The sequence below is a fragment of the Psychromonas sp. Urea-02u-13 genome, from assembly GCF_002835995.1.
Lineage (GTDB): Bacteria > Pseudomonadota > Gammaproteobacteria > Enterobacterales > Psychromonadaceae > Psychromonas.
Genome location: NZ_PJBZ01000053.1, coordinates 23100 through 37166 on the forward strand (window position 1 = coordinate 23100; position 14067 = coordinate 37166).

Here is a 14067-nt window from a genome sequence, read left to right on the forward strand (position 1 = left end):
TGACGAGCTGAGTAGTTACACTAACAACAATAAGAAGATAAACATGATTAAAAGATATTTTGGTACTGATGGTATTCGCGGCAAAGTTGGCGAATCTTTAATTACCCCTGAGTTTGCGCTTAAGTTAGGTTGGGCTGCTGGGCGAGTGCTAGCTAAGACAGGCTCTAAAAAAGTCTTAATTGGTAAAGACCCACGTATATCAGGTTATATGTTAGAGGCTGCACTTCAGGCGGGTTTAACCGCTGCCGGTTTACGTCCTGTTTTAATGGGCCCAATGCCAACACCTGCTGTTGCTTATTTAACGCGCACATTTCGTGCTACTGCTGGTATTGTGATTAGTGCGTCTCATAATCCTTATTATGATAACGGCATTAAATTTTTCTCTGATGAAGGCATTAAATTATCAGAAAAAATTGAATTAGAAATCGAAGCTGAGATTGATAAACCACTAAAGTGTGTTGATTCTAGCGAACTGGGTAAAGCGTACCGTATCAATGATGCGGCAGGGCGTTATATAGAATTTTGTAAAAGTACCTTCCCAAATAAATATAACTTAAGTGGTCTTAAAATCGTGGTTGATTGTGCTAATGGTGCGACTTACCATATTGCCCCATTAGTTATCAGCGAGCTAGGCGCACATGTTATTCCGATGGGCGTAGAGCCAAACGGTATTAACATCAATTTAAACTGTGGTGCAACGAGCATGCAAGCATTATCAGAGCGTGTTGTTGCTGAGCAAGCAGACTTTGGTATTGCCTTTGATGGTGATGGCGATCGCGTCATGATGGTGGATCATACTGGCCATGTACTTGATGGTGATGAACTGTTGTACATTATCGCACGTGATAAGTTACGTACAGGTAACCTTAGAGGTGGCGTAGTGGGCACTGTCATGTCTAATCTAGGTCTTGAGCAAGCATTAAAAACACTCGGTATTCCTTTTGATCGCAGTAATGTCGGCGATAAGCATGTAATGGAATTGATGGTCAAAAACAATTGGTGTCTTGGTGCTGAAAACTCAGGGCATGTAATATGCTCAGATTATCTACCAACCGGTGATGGTATTGTTTCTGGCTTACAAGTCATTAGTGCAATGCAAGGTAGCCGCATGTCACTGTTTGAACTGCGCCAAGGCATGAAGAAATACCCTCAAATACTACTGAATGTACGTTTCAACAATGAAATAGATCCACTACAAGATGAAGATGTTTTAGCTGAGTTGAAAGTAATAGAAGCATTACTGGAAGACAAAGGGCGTGTATTATTACGTAAATCGGGTACTGAGCCTGTTTTCCGTGTGATGGTTGAAGCAGATGAAAAAGAAGAGCTTGTGCGTGAATATGCACAGCGTATTGCCGATAAAGTGAAAGCATAACTTATACCCGTCATCATTCAAGATGCCTAATTCAGCAAGCTGTGGGGTAACCAGATTCTAGGCAGAAAGTTGAAGGTCTAACTGGTTCAATCGAGGCTTTCTAACAACGAAGATGTTTGCCTCACAACTTGCCCTGCGGGTCGTTAGCTCGAAAACCAATTCAGCGTTGCAACCTTTGATAAGGGCTAGCCATTGTCATCATGTTGCGCCTTGCCTTGGTGTCCGAGCTAACGACTGAATAAGGCAGATTGATTGATAACGGGTATATATCGCATAAAAATTAGACAATCGAACCGTTAAAGTCGTAAAACATTAAAATTGTCGTCTTATTGTCTTGTGGTTTAGCCCTGTTTTCAGTATTATTCGCCCGCTCTACTAATAGAGTGGGTAAGTTTCTAAGGAATATTAGGTATATTTTATGTATGAAATACTGTTAGTTGTTTATTTAATTGTTTCAATTATTCTCGTTGGTTTTGTTTTAATTCAACAGGGTAAGGGTGCAGGTATGGGTGCTTCATTTGGCTCAGGTGCGTCAAATACAGTATTTGGTGCAGGCGGTGCGAGTAACTTTATGACAAAGACAACTGCACTTCTTGCAATTGCTTTCTTTGTATTAAGCCTAGTACTTGGTAACTTATCTACTAATAAAGTTTCAGAAGACGAAGTGTTCTCTGATTTAACAGTTGAAGAAACTGTTGTAACACCTGTAGAAGTAGATACCTCAACTCAGATTCCTGAGTAATAAAGTTTTAAAAAATGCGGATGTGGTGGAATTGGTAGACACGCAGCCTTGAGGGGGCTGTGGCTTAGGCCGTGAGAGTTCAAGTCTCTCCATCCGCACCAATTATAAACCCAAAGTAACGATTGTTACTTTGGGTTTTTTTATATCTAAAATAAAAAGTAATGCGGTATGTGGCTGATTAAATTAACTAACCGCCACAGATATAAAAAACTACTTCTATTCATTCAAAAAAATTTCCCCCCACATACCTTATCGCGCCGAATAAAGCGCCTTGAAAGGCATTACTATCTTTTTAAAAATCTGAATAGTCATTGCTTACAGGCCAAAACTTGTTTATAATTCGCGCCATTAAGCGAACTGTATAATAACGCTATATACCAATTGATAGGCTACTTGCTGCAATTGATATTTGTTAACAGTTTGGCCATTCAGACCAGTTTTGTAAAACGTTGGTCTAGCTTGTTGTAAGCAAGCAACTGAATGAAGCTCCAATTTATTGGGGCTTTTTTGTTATTTACCGGTTTGAAAATAGCAAACGGGTGAAAAGAATTAGGGCTATATGCCCTTTTTTTGTTTCTGAACCTAAATGATTAGGTGTTAAAAGGAGATAGATTTGGCAAGTTTAGAGCAACGATTAACTGAAATGTTTGCGCCAAGCGTAGAAGATTTAGGTTATGAATTAGTCGGCATAGAATATGTTCGTGCAGGTAGTCATTCAACATTACGCGTATATATCGACCAAGAAGCAGGTATCTTAGTGGATGATTGTGCTGCTGTTAGTCGTCAAATCAGTGCGTTAATGGATGTTGAAGATCCAATCACTAATGAGTACACATTAGAAGTTTCATCACCAGGCTTAGAGCGTCCTCTTTTTAATGCTGCGCATTATGCATCATTTGCAGGCGAAGTAGTAAAAGTACAGTTACGCATGCCAATTCAAAATCGTCGTAAATGGAAAGGCATTATCGACAGTGTTGAAGGTGAAATAATTTGTATAAATGTTGATGGTACGCTAGAGCGATTTGCGCTCAGTAATATCCAGAAAGCGAACATTGTTCCACAATTTGATTAATTAAGGCGATTGGAAAATGAATAATAAAGAGATTTTATTAGTCGTAGAAGCGGTCTCTAATGAGAAAGGCCTTCCACGTGAAGCAATTTTTGAAGCACTAGAAAGTGCATTAGCAATTGCAACAAAAAAGAAATATGAGCAAGAAATTGAAGTACGTGTATCGATTGACCGTGAAACGGGTGATTTTGAAACGTTCCGTCGTTGGTTAGTACTTGCGCCTGATGCTGAAATGGAAAACCCATGTTCAGAAATGACTTTTGAAGCTGCTGAATATGACAACGCAGAAATTCAAATCGGCGAATTCATCGAAGATGAAATTGAATCAGTTAAGTTTGACCGTATTGCAACACAAACTGCAAAACAAGTTATCGTACAGAAAGTACGTGAAGCTGAACGTGCTCAAGTTGTTGAGCAATATGCTGAACAAAAAGGTGAGTTAATTACGGGTGTGGTAAAACGCATGAACCGTGAAAACATCTTGCTTGATCTTGGTGGCAACGCTGAAGCCGTTATTTTCCGTGACGAAATGTTACCACGCGAAAATTTCCGTCCAGGCGACCGTTTACGTGGTTTGTTATTTGACGTACGTCCAGAAGCACGTGGCGCACAGTTATTTATGACACGTACTCAACCTGAAATGCTGATTGAGCTATTCCGTTTGGAAGTGCCAGAAATCGCAGAAGAAATGATTGATCTAATGGGCGCTGCTCGTGATCCTGGTTCACGTGCAAAAGTTGCTGTGAAATCAAATGATCAACGTATTGACCCTGTTGGTGCTTGTGTTGGTATGCGTGGCGCACGTGTACAAGCTATCTCAAGTGAACTTGCTGGTGAGCGTGTTGATATTATCCTATGGGATGAAAACGCAGCACAATTTGCAATCAATGCAATGTCACCTGCTGAAGTAGCTTCTATTGTTGTTGACGAAGATACGCACAGCATGGATATCGCAGTTGAAGAAGATAACCTTGCACAAGCGATTGGTCGTAACGGTCAAAACATCCGTTTAGCTTCTGAGCTAACTGGCTGGACATTGAACGTAATGACAGTAGCTGAGCTTAAAGCGAAGCACCAAGCTGAAGCTGATTCAGTTATTACTGTATTTACTGAAGCACTTGAAATCGATGAAGATTTCGCGGGTGTATTAGTTGACGAAGGTTTCACTTCTTTAGAAGAGATTGCTTACGTACCAGTAAATGAGTTGCTTGATGTTGATGGTCTTGATGAAGAGATGGTTGAAGAATTGCGTGCTCGTGCTAAAAACGTTTTAGCAACTAAAGCATTAGCGGCAGAAGAGAATCTAGAAGGTGCTAAACCTGCGGACGATCTACTAGCGCTTGAAGGTTTAGAAGCTCATCTTGCATTTGTATTCGCAAGTAAAGGCATTATCACGCTAGAAGATCTTGCTGAACAAGCTGTAGATGACCTTCTTGAGTTTGAAGAACTAAACGAAGCAAAAGCGGGCGAGCTTATTATGGCTGCACGTAACATCTGTTGGTTTAGCGAAGATGCTGAATAAGCACAGATAGGAGAAACATAATGTCAGATATTTTATTAAATGAGCTTGCAAAAGAGCTAAACAAAACGACTGAAACACTGGTAAAACAGTTTGCTGATGCAGGTATTACAAAAGCTGAATCAGACAAAGTAAGTCTAGCTGAAAAAGAAACGCTTACGACTTACCTGCAAAAGCAGCACGGTGGTGAGCAACAGAAAAAAATGACACTTCAACGTAAAACTAAATCTACATTGAATGTTAAAGGTCAGTCTGTAAATGTTGAAGTACGTAAAAAACGTACTTACGTTAAACGTACAGATACTGAAGTAGCAGCAGAAAATGAAGCGAAAGCGGCAGAAGAAGCAGCTATCCAAGCTAAATTGCAAGCTGATGTTGATGCTAAGAAAGCCGTAGCTGAAAAGTTACAAGCGGAAAAATTAGCAGCTAAAAAAGTTGCTGATGAAAAAGCAAAAAAAGCAGCTGCAGCTAACAAAGAGAAACAATCGTCTGTGAAAGTAGAAAAAACACCTGAGCAAGTGGAAGCTGAAAAAGAAGCTACACAATTGCTAGAAAAAGCGGATAAAGACGCACTTGTAAAAGCAGAAAAAGAAGCTGTTGAGCAAACTGAAGTTGCTAAGAAATTAGCTGAAGAAAATGCTGAACGTTGGGCCAAAGAAGCCGCTGAGCGTAAACGTTTAGAAGCAGCTCAAGATTTCCATGTGACTTCATCGGCCGCTGCACAAGCAGCTGAAGATGCTTCTGATTCTAAAGCGGAAGGCCCAAGCCACCGTAAGAAAAAGAAAAAAGCACCAGCTCCAGCACCTGCACCTCAAGGTCGTCGCGGTCGCCGTGGTAAAAAATCACGCGTAGCAACACCTTCTGCTCTACAACAAGCATTTGAAAAACCAGCTGCTCCTGTTGAACGAGATATTAAAATTGGTGAAACAATTACGGTTGCTGAACTTGCTAATAAAATGGCCGTTAAAGCTGTTGAAGTTATCAAAGAGATGATGAAGATGGGCGCTATGGCGACTATCAACCAAGTTATCGACCAAGAAACTGCAACATTAGTTGCTGAAGAAATGGGCCACAAAGTTATTCTAACTAAAGAAAATGAGTTAGAAGAAGCGGTAATGGCCGAAGCACAACAAGGCGGAGATAAAACATCTCGCGCACCTGTTGTTACTATCATGGGTCACGTTGACCACGGTAAAACTTCACTACTAGATTACATTCGTCGTGCAAAAGTTGCTGACGGTGAAGCCGGTGGTATTACACAGCATATCGGTGCTTACCATGTAGACACAGATAAAGGCATGATTTCATTCCTTGATACACCTGGACATGCGGCGTTTACGTCAATGCGTTCTCGTGGTGCTAAAGCGACAGATATCGTTGTACTAGTAGTTGCAGCAGACGATGGCGTAATGCCACAAACAATTGAAGCGATTCAGCATGCGAAAGCTGCTGGCGTACCATTAATTGTTGCTGTAAACAAAATTGATAAAGAAGGCATCGACCTTGATCGCGTTAAAACTGAGCTTTCTCAGCATGACGTTATCTCTGAAGAGTGGGGCGGTGAAAATATCTTCGCACACGTTTCAGCTAAAGTAGGTACGGGTGTTGATGCATTGCTTGATAGCATTCTTCTACAAGCAGAAATGCTTGATTTAGAAGCTGTTGCGACAGGTCCTGCTTCTGGTGTTGTTATCGAATCTCGTCTTGATAAAGGACGTGGCCCAGTTGCTTCTATCCTTGTTCAACAAGGTGAATTGAAGCAAGGCGATATCGTTCTTTGTGGTCTTGAGTATGGTCGTGTTCGTGCAATGCGTGACGAAAACGGTAACCCAATCGAATCTGCTGGTCCATCTATCCCTGTTGAAGTACTAGGTCTTTCTGGTGTTCCTGCTGCGGGTGATGAAGCAACTGTTGTTAAAGATGAGAAAAAAGCACGTGAAGTTGCGCTTTACCGTCAAGGTAAATTCCGCGATATTAAACTGGCTCGTCAACAGAAAGCAAAACTTGATAACATGTTCTCTAACATGGAAGCAGGCGAAGTTTCTGAGCTTAACATCGTACTTAAGTCTGATGTACAAGGTTCATTAGAAGCGATTACTGAATCATTAAACAAACTATCTACTGATGAAGTTAAAGTTAACATTATCGGTCGTGGTGTTGGTGGTATTACAGAAACTGACGCTTCATTAGCATCGGCTTCTGGCGCTATCGTGATTGGTTTCAACGTACGTGCTGATGCATCTGCGCGTAAACTAATTGACAACGAAGCGGTTGATTTACATTACTACAGCATCATCTACGATCTAATCGATGAAGTTCGCGCTGCAATGGGTGGTTTATTAGCACCTGAATTCAGACAAGAAATCACTGGTATTGCTGACGTTCGTGAAGTCTTCAAATCACCTAAAATTGGTTTAATCGCCGGTTGTATGGTAACTGAAGGTAGAATCAAGCGTAACAACCCTATTCGTGTATTACGTGAAAACATCGTAGTTTACGAAGGTGTACTTGAGTCTCTACGTCGCTTTAAAGATGACGCAGAAGAAGTACGTAACGGTGTTGAATGTGGTATCGGCGTTAAGAACTACAACGACGTTCGCGTTGGTGACCAAATTGAAGTGTTTGAAATTATTGAAGTTAAACGTACTCTTTAATTTGAAACAAAAATAAAATTAAGATTGGAGGCTAACGCCTCCTTTCTTGTTTCGTAGGTCGGTATTTATGCCGTTAAACAATGATGAACGAAAGTTCAACCTACTTATAAATAGGAAAATTTATTATGGCGAATGATTACAGCCGTACTTCACGTGTTTCGCAACAGGTTCAAAAAGAGCTTGCGCGTATTTTACAGCAAGAGGTTAAAGATCCTCGTATTGCTATGGTCACTATCTCTGGTGTTGATATCACACGTGATTTAGCTTACGCAAAAGTATTTGTAACTTTTTTAACTATTGGCGATCAAAGCAACGATGAATCACTTGCAGGATTAAACTCTGCAGCCGGTTATGTTCGACGTTTATTAGGTAAAGCAATGCGTTTACGTATCGTACCTGAAGTACGTTTTTGCTTTGACGAAACACTGACTGAAGGTTTACGTATCTCTGAACTTGTTAGTGGCGCAGTAAAAAATGATAAAGTTAAAATTGTAGAGTCTGGTCGTATTGATGAAGATGATCAAAACGAAGAAGATGATGCAGAAGTAAATGTAGAAGCGAGTGAAGAGGAAAAAGCATAATGGCAAGACGTGGTAAAGGCCGCAGTATAAACGGTGTAGTGTTACTAGATAAACCGACCGATATTAGCTCTAACCATGCATTGCAACGTGTGAAACGCATCTTTTTCGCAAATAAAGCGGGCCATACAGGCGCGCTTGATCCACTTGCAACTGGCATGTTACCTATCTGTTTAGGTGAAGCGACTAAATTCTCTCAGTTTTTACTCGATTCAGATAAACGTTACATCGTAACTGCAAAGTTAGGTGTACGAACAGATACCAGCGATTCACAAGGCGCAGTTGTTTGTGAGAAGCCTGTATCAGTAACACAAGAACAACTTGATGTCGCATTGGATACGTTCCGTGGTGATATTATGCAGGTCCCTTCAATGTATTCTGCATTGAAATTTGAAGGTAAACCTTTGTATAAATATGCCCGTGAAGGCATTACCATTGACCGTCCTGCTCGCCCAATTACTGTTTATGAGATCAACCAATTACGCTTTGAAGGTGATGAAATCGATCTTGATATTCACGTGAGTAAAGGTACCTACATTCGTACAATTACGGATGACTTAGGTGAGTTACTTGGCTGTGGCGCACACGTTTCTATGTTACGTCGTACACAAGTTGCTGATTACCCATATGATAAAATGGTAACGATTGATCAATTAGATGAATTAATTGAACAAGCAAAAGAGCAAGATATTAGCCCTTATGAATTACTTGATGCCTTGTTACTTAAAATGGACACAGCGGTAAAAGATTACCCGGAAGTCAATATCAGTGATGAAATGGGTGATTACATCTTACATGGCCAGCCTGTACAGGTATTTGGTGCTCCCGATGATACGTTAGTGCGTATTACGGTAGGTGAAGAACATACCTTTATTGGTATGGGTGAGATGAATGATGATGGTTTAATCGCACCGAAGCGCCTCGTCAACCTTTAATAATTCAGGTCGTTGCCCTTTGGGTAAATATCTTCGTTGAAAGTGCTCACAAATTTATCTGGAATAAATTTGAACATCCGTAGGATGGCCCGTAGGGCGGAGCACAGGACGTGCGTAGTATTGGGTAAACCAAGCTCCGCGCTTTCGCCTTGATCTTTAACCCAAATGGCTTAGCCCTGAATCATTAAATATATAAATTATATTTCTGATTAAAGACATTATTATGACTAAACTCGATTTCTCTGCTATCAATAAATCTTCTGCTAAATCTTTTAATGAACAGAAAAATATAATTAAAAAGATAGGCAAAGGGCAAACTGTTTTCTGTGCAACTTGCAAACAACCGTTACAGTTGTGTGTTTCGAGTGAAGGTGAGAATGGTGTGCAATGCGCTAAAGGTTGTACGAAGATCGGTTTGGAAGTGGAAGCTCAGAAATAGCTGTCAGTCATTAGCTATCAGCTGTCAGTAAGAACCCAAACCTCTCAGTTTATTTTTACACTCCTATCTTTATTGGTTACATAGTACTTGGAGCTGTCCCATTAATTTGTCAGAAAACAGCCGAATTGTCTTAAACTGATCGCTTTTTATAAACAGAAAGCTGACAGCTAACCACTGACAGCTTCTTTTTGTTTGTTAGGTGCAGGTATAAGCAATCTTTATTGCTAAGCCGCCCTGTGATGTTTCGCGGTATTTAGCGTTCATATCTTTACCGGTTTCATACATGGTTTCGATAACTTTATCGAGTGATACACAGGACATTGATTGGCGACGCATTGCCATACGTGAGGCGTTAATCGCTTTCATTGCAGAGATAGCATTACGTTCTATGCAAGGCACTTGTACTTGGCCTGCAACCGGATCGCAGGTTAAACCGAGGTGATGCTCCATCGCAATTTCAGCTGCTTCTGCCACTTGAACTGGTGTACCGCCCATAATTTCAGTTAAACCAGCCGCTGCCATTGAGCAAGAAACACCAATCTCACCCTGACAACCGACTTCAGCACCAGAGATAGAGGCGTTTGCTTTAAATAATCCTCCCACCGCTGACGCGGTTAAGAAAAATCGACTGTATTGGTCAGATTCTACTTTCGCTACAAACTTATCATAATAGGAAAGTACTGCGGGAATGATGCCTGCTGCGCCGTTTGTTGGCGCGGTAACAACACGCCCACCGGCAGCATTTTCTTCACTAATCGCCAGTGCAAACATATTAACCCAATCAATTAAAATCATCGGGTCCGCGAGCATATTATTATTGATGGCTAGCTGGCGATTTAAAGCAGGTGCACGGCGCGGTACACGTAATGGACCAGCTAACAGACCATCTGTTGCGCATCCTCGTTCGATGCCTTCCTGCATGGTTTTCCAAATTTTAGCGAAGCGTTCATCAATGTGCGCTTTACTGTGTCGAGATAATTCATTTTTCATCATTAACGAGCTGATAGTAATGTTGTTATCAGCACAATGTTTGAGTAATTCACTGGCATAATTAAACGAGTAAGGAAGGTTTTCTTGGTCACTTTGTTTATCGTAGAAGCGACTTTCTTCAACAATAAAACCACCACCGGTTGAATAATACGTTTGTGAAAATACCTGTTTGCTACCGATAAAAGCATGTAGTACTAGGCCATTTTCATGTAGCGGTAAGGCTTCATTAATAAAATTGATGGCACCACGGGCAAACCCTACGCTATGAGCGCCTAAATCAACCGCTAAGGTTTCTGTTAGTTCAACCTTCTTAATAAAACCTGGAATCATGTCTAAATCAACATGCTCGGGTTCAAAACCACCCAGACCTAAAACAATCGCGATATCGGTATTGTGGCCTTTTCCGGTTAATGACAGTGAGCCATGGATATCCACGCTGATATCGGTAATGGTGGTGATATCGGTTTCCTGCTTTAGTGCATCAATGAATTGCTTGGCGGCTTTCATCGGGCCCAGTGTATGTGAGCTAGAAGGGCCAATGCCAATCTTAAAAATATCGAAGACGCTATACATAATTTTTTACCTTTATTAGTGTAGCAACAGAGCAGTGCTCTGTTGCTAATTGCTTGGTTATGCGAGTAATTTGAAAACAATTGCAGAGATTGCGATAAGGCCCATGCAAGTGATAAATACATTGGCAATCGTGCCTTGATACTTCGCCATTGCCGGTACACGTTTGATGGCGTACATAGGCATTAAAAAGAGAATGGTGGCAATAATGGGGCCGCCAAGGTTTTCAATCATGCCTAATATGCCAGGGTTTAATACCGAGACTAACCACAGTGTTATGACCATAAATCCAAGCGTAAATTGATTCACTTTTTTAAGGCTGACATTTTTTCCCATCGATTGCGCTTGTTTCATGATGATGCCGTTCATGCCTTCACGTGCACCTAAGTAATGGCCAAAAAATGAAGAGATAATCGCAACAAAAGCAACAATAGGACCAAAGTAGGCAATAAGCGGGCTACTGTGCACATTCGCTAGATAGGAAAGAACGGTGAGGTTTTGTTCTTTAGCTTCTGCCAGCATTTCAGGTGTTAGGCTTAAAACGACCGAAAAAACAAAGAACATAACAAAACCTAATAACATAGCTGAGGTACGTTTTAAAATGGCATCAGACTTTTCAACCGCGCGATCACCATATTGCTCGCGTTGTTTAACGGCAAAACTACTGATGGCAGGAGAGTGATTAAATGCAAAGACCAGTACCGGAATGGTTAACCAAAGTGTGCTTGTAAAATCAATGGCGTCAGGTACTTGGCTGACTGCGGATAGATTCCAATCGGGTATTAAAAATAGCGACATACCAAAAAGAATAATAACCAGCGGGTAAACTAAAAACTGGGTTATCTTCAGCATTATCTTTTCACCTGCAAGCATCACCGACATCATGCCGATAATTAGCGTAATAGATAATAACCAACGAGCAGGAGAGACCATGCCGAGTTGGTGCACCATAAAGCTGTCAACGGTATTAGTGATGCTCACGCCATAAATAAGCAGGATAGGGTAGATAGCTAAAAAATAGAGTAGGGTAATTAATTTACCTGAGCCCGCACCAAAATGTTCCTCGACCACATCCGTGATACCCGCATTAGCCTTGTTTGACGATAAAACAAAACGCGAGAGGTTACGATGCGCCCAGTAGATCATTGGTCCAACTAATAGCGCCATAATAACTAATGGCCAAAAGCCACCTAGGCCTGCATTAATGGGTAAAAATAGAATGCCGGCACCCACTGCGGTACCAAATAGGCTTAATAGCCAAGTTGTGTCTTGTTTGTTCCAGTGATTCGCGTCAAGTGTTTCAGCGTGTTGGGGAGGAGTTGTTGCTTCTGTAAAATCTGGATTGGTAGCGATTTCTTTGTTCATCTTAAATACCTTTAAACATACCTCTGTTCAAAAGTATTCATTACTTTTCAGAGGTTACATTGCGTGTGCATTCACCTCTAATTCAATTCCGTTCGTACTAAAGAGTAAAACCATTTGTCCTATTGACGCGCAGATTTAAACGCATTAAGTACACTGTGTATATAACTTTTTTTGGGCTGTTACATTTTGTTACAATGGGGCTTTTTGCTGTGATCTGACGCATGCTTTTAGTGTCTTTTAACCTGGCTAAAATCGCGGCAGGCGAATAATCATACGACCACGCCATGCTCAGTGATTGAGCTTAAAGGTGTTAGCCCCCTTTAGGCGGTAAGACCAATGTTCCACTGGAAACGATTAACCCCAGATGTTTTGCCATTTCAGTATGGCAAAACCGTTAATGCACTTTTCTTGTTTGTTTATTTGTCTTTTGTCGTTATTCTAAGTTGGGTCCGCCTAAAATCGCATCGTGGCAACGAATGCACTGCGCATTGTCACAGTGAGTAATCTCGGGTGTTGCAATAATTTGTTTGCTGATGCGATTGATAAAAGGTGTAAATTCAAAACAATGCCACTGGCTATTACCAACCAATTTTTTTTGAACGAGATGTTCAACCATAGGTTGCAGTGCATTAAACCCCGCTGAACATGAACCGATGCTGACCTCGACGGGCATTTTTTCATCATTACTATTTTTAGCCTTAGCCTTAACCTTAACATTAGCCCAAGCACGGAATAGTGTTCTTCCTGATTTTTGCTCTGCATAATGGATAGGGGTTACGCCTGTAAAGTCGATACCCATTAATAATAAAGACGCATTTTCCAATTCATAGCAGTATTGATAAGGACCATAAACATCTAATAAGCTTTGTTGTTCAATAATGTTTTTGGCCTGAGGCCCGATGGCAGTAAAAGAGTTGACTGGGTGAAGGCCTCGGATGCTTTCTGGCCTTGCGAGAATGACCTTAGATAATACGCCCATTGAATCACTAATTTGTTGGCTATCTTTATCAAAACACTGGGTTAGTCCTTGCAACGCATCTTGGTAAATCGTTAAATCCATACCATTTTGAGCATACTCCAAGCCTTTTTGTGGCGGGTAAGCACCGTTATCATAGGTAAAAGTAGGCACGACAAGTGTACAACCTGCGTTAAGAAAACAGTCGATAACACAGTTAGGACCTCCTTCTACGCCACCAAAGCTGCCGTATGCAGAGTGTAAAAGGATAACCTTATTATTTAGATTGAGTGTTTTTATAGATTGATCTAATTGTTGTTTATTAACCATTTTCTTTCCTGATTAGATTTTAATTAATAGTACAAAAATAACGTTAAAAGAGTTTGCTTCATAGCGCAATACACCGTAAAATCCGCGGTTCACTTTATCGCTGAATTAGTGATCGGCGATAATAATTTAAATAGGTTATTCACTAACCAAAAATATTGGAGACATTCTATGTCACTAAGTGCACAACAGAAAGCTGAAATCGTAGCAAAATTTGGTCGCGCAGAAGGCGATACTGGTTCATCTGAAGTACAAGTTGCTTTGTACACAGCTCAAATCAACCACCTTCAAGGCCATTTCAAAGAGCACATCCATGATCACCACAGCCGTCGTGGTCTATTACGCATGGTTGCTCAGCGTCGTAAATTACTTGATTACCTTAAGCGTAAAGATGTTACATCTTACACTAACGTAATTGCTGAACTTGGTCTACGTCGTTAATTTCGACTTAAACTTTGTTTATAAAAAGAGCCTTATGGCTCTTTTTTTGTTTCTAAGCCCTGCACTTTTTTATCAATAAATACCTTTCCTGCCAGTGGCCATTCATTT

At 40.8% G+C, this 14067-nt stretch carries 12 protein-coding genes and 1 tRNA gene; 10 read left to right on the forward strand and 3 right to left on the reverse strand.

All coding sequences use genetic code 11. The annotated features are described in order from the left end of the window. Positions 1-43 precede the first annotated feature (43 nt). The 9 genes from glmM (at position 44) to CXF74_RS08730 (ending at position 9311) form a co-directional block, all read left to right on the forward strand. Positions 44-1375 carry a phosphoglucosamine mutase gene (gene glmM, locus CXF74_RS08690; protein ID WP_101082016.1) on the forward strand — a complete coding sequence of 444 codons (1332 nt, stop codon included), beginning with the start codon at positions 44-46 and terminating at the stop codon, positions 1373-1375. Positions 1376-1793: 418 nt separating this feature from the next. Continuing rightward, positions 1794-2117: a preprotein translocase subunit SecG gene (gene secG / locus CXF74_RS08695; RefSeq protein ID WP_101082017.1), complete on the forward strand. Its 324-nt coding sequence runs from the start codon at positions 1794-1796 to the stop codon at positions 2115-2117. 16 nt (positions 2118-2133) lie between these two features. Then, a tRNA-Leu gene (locus tag CXF74_RS08700) sits at positions 2134-2218 on the forward strand. Positions 2219-2730: 512 nt separating this feature from the next. Next, positions 2731-3189: a ribosome maturation factor RimP gene (gene rimP, locus CXF74_RS08705; protein ID WP_101082018.1), complete on the forward strand. Its 459-nt coding sequence runs from the start codon at positions 2731-2733 to the stop codon at positions 3187-3189. Positions 3190-3205: 16 nt separating this feature from the next. Then, a complete protein-coding gene (nusA, locus tag CXF74_RS08710; RefSeq protein ID WP_101082019.1) occupies positions 3206-4708 on the forward strand; it encodes a transcription termination factor NusA in 1503 nt (500 codons plus the stop codon). Between the two features lie 20 nt (positions 4709-4728). Further along, positions 4729-7359 carry a translation initiation factor IF-2 gene (gene infB, locus CXF74_RS08715; RefSeq protein ID WP_101082020.1) on the forward strand — a complete coding sequence of 877 codons (2631 nt, stop codon included), beginning with the start codon at positions 4729-4731 and terminating at the stop codon, positions 7357-7359. Between the two features lie 125 nt (positions 7360-7484). After that, positions 7485-7940, forward strand: a complete 456-nt coding sequence (rbfA, locus tag CXF74_RS08720) for a 30S ribosome-binding factor RbfA (protein WP_101082021.1) — start codon at positions 7485-7487, stop codon at positions 7938-7940. Next, entirely contained in the window at positions 7940-8872 is a 933-nt protein-coding gene (truB, locus tag CXF74_RS08725; protein ID WP_101082022.1) for a tRNA pseudouridine(55) synthase TruB, read from the forward strand. The genes rbfA and truB overlap by 1 nt, the downstream gene beginning before the upstream one ends. A gap of 223 nt (positions 8873-9095) precedes the next feature. Next, a complete protein-coding gene (locus CXF74_RS08730) occupies positions 9096-9311 on the forward strand; it encodes a hypothetical protein (RefSeq protein WP_101082023.1) in 216 nt (71 codons plus the stop codon). Between the two features lie 195 nt (positions 9312-9506). Here the strand turns inward: CXF74_RS08730 and CXF74_RS08735 are convergent, their stop codons facing one another. From CXF74_RS08735 to CXF74_RS08745, 3 genes are all read right to left on the reverse strand, one after another. Beyond that, the gene (locus CXF74_RS08735) at positions 9507-10874 is read right to left on the reverse strand and encodes an L-serine ammonia-lyase (protein WP_101082024.1); all 1368 of its coding nucleotides are present in this window, start codon (positions 10872-10874) and stop codon (positions 9507-9509) included. Between the two features lie 57 nt (positions 10875-10931). Continuing rightward, on the reverse strand, positions 10932-12236 hold the full coding sequence (locus CXF74_RS08740; RefSeq protein WP_101082025.1) for an aromatic amino acid transport family protein: 1305 nt from the start codon (positions 12234-12236) through the stop codon (positions 10932-10934). A 433-nt stretch (positions 12237-12669) separates the two neighbouring features. After that, positions 12670-13521 carry an AAC(3) family N-acetyltransferase gene (locus CXF74_RS08745; protein WP_101082026.1) on the reverse strand — a complete coding sequence of 284 codons (852 nt, stop codon included), beginning with the start codon at positions 13519-13521 and terminating at the stop codon, positions 12670-12672. Between the two features lie 168 nt (positions 13522-13689). Between CXF74_RS08745 and rpsO the strand changes: the two genes are divergently transcribed. Beyond that, positions 13690-13959, forward strand: coding sequence for a 30S ribosomal protein S15 (gene rpsO, locus CXF74_RS08750; protein ID WP_101082027.1), 270 nt, complete (start codon positions 13690-13692; stop codon positions 13957-13959). The last annotated feature ends 108 nt before the right edge of the window (positions 13960-14067 follow it).

What these genes read in the sequence shown, in the direction of transcription:
- glmM (WP_101082016.1), top strand. Translation starts at nt 44, where the DNA reads ATGATTAAAAGATATTTTGGTACTGATGGTATTCGCGGCAAAGTTGGC.
- secG (WP_101082017.1), top strand. Translation starts at nt 1,794, where the DNA reads ATGTATGAAATACTGTTAGTTGTTTATTTAATTGTTTCAATTATTCTC.
- nusA (WP_101082019.1), top strand. Translation starts at nt 3,206, where the DNA reads ATGAATAATAAAGAGATTTTATTAGTCGTAGAAGCGGTCTCTAATGAG.
- infB (WP_101082020.1), top strand. Translation starts at nt 4,729, where the DNA reads ATGTCAGATATTTTATTAAATGAGCTTGCAAAAGAGCTAAACAAAACG.
- rbfA (WP_101082021.1), top strand. Translation starts at nt 7,485, where the DNA reads ATGGCGAATGATTACAGCCGTACTTCACGTGTTTCGCAACAGGTTCAA.
- truB (WP_101082022.1), top strand. Translation starts at nt 7,940, where the DNA reads ATGGCAAGACGTGGTAAAGGCCGCAGTATAAACGGTGTAGTGTTACTA.
- CXF74_RS08730 (WP_101082023.1), top strand. Translation starts at nt 9,096, where the DNA reads ATGACTAAACTCGATTTCTCTGCTATCAATAAATCTTCTGCTAAATCT.
- CXF74_RS08735 (WP_101082024.1), bottom strand. Translation starts at nt 10,874, where the DNA reads ATGTATAGCGTCTTCGATATTTTTAAGATTGGCATTGGCCCTTCTAGC.
- CXF74_RS08740 (WP_101082025.1), bottom strand. Translation starts at nt 12,236, where the DNA reads ATGAACAAAGAAATCGCTACCAATCCAGATTTTACAGAAGCAACAACT.
- CXF74_RS08745 (WP_101082026.1), bottom strand. Translation starts at nt 13,521, where the DNA reads ATGGTTAATAAACAACAATTAGATCAATCTATAAAAACACTCAATCTA.
- rpsO (WP_101082027.1), top strand. Translation starts at nt 13,690, where the DNA reads ATGTCACTAAGTGCACAACAGAAAGCTGAAATCGTAGCAAAATTTGGT.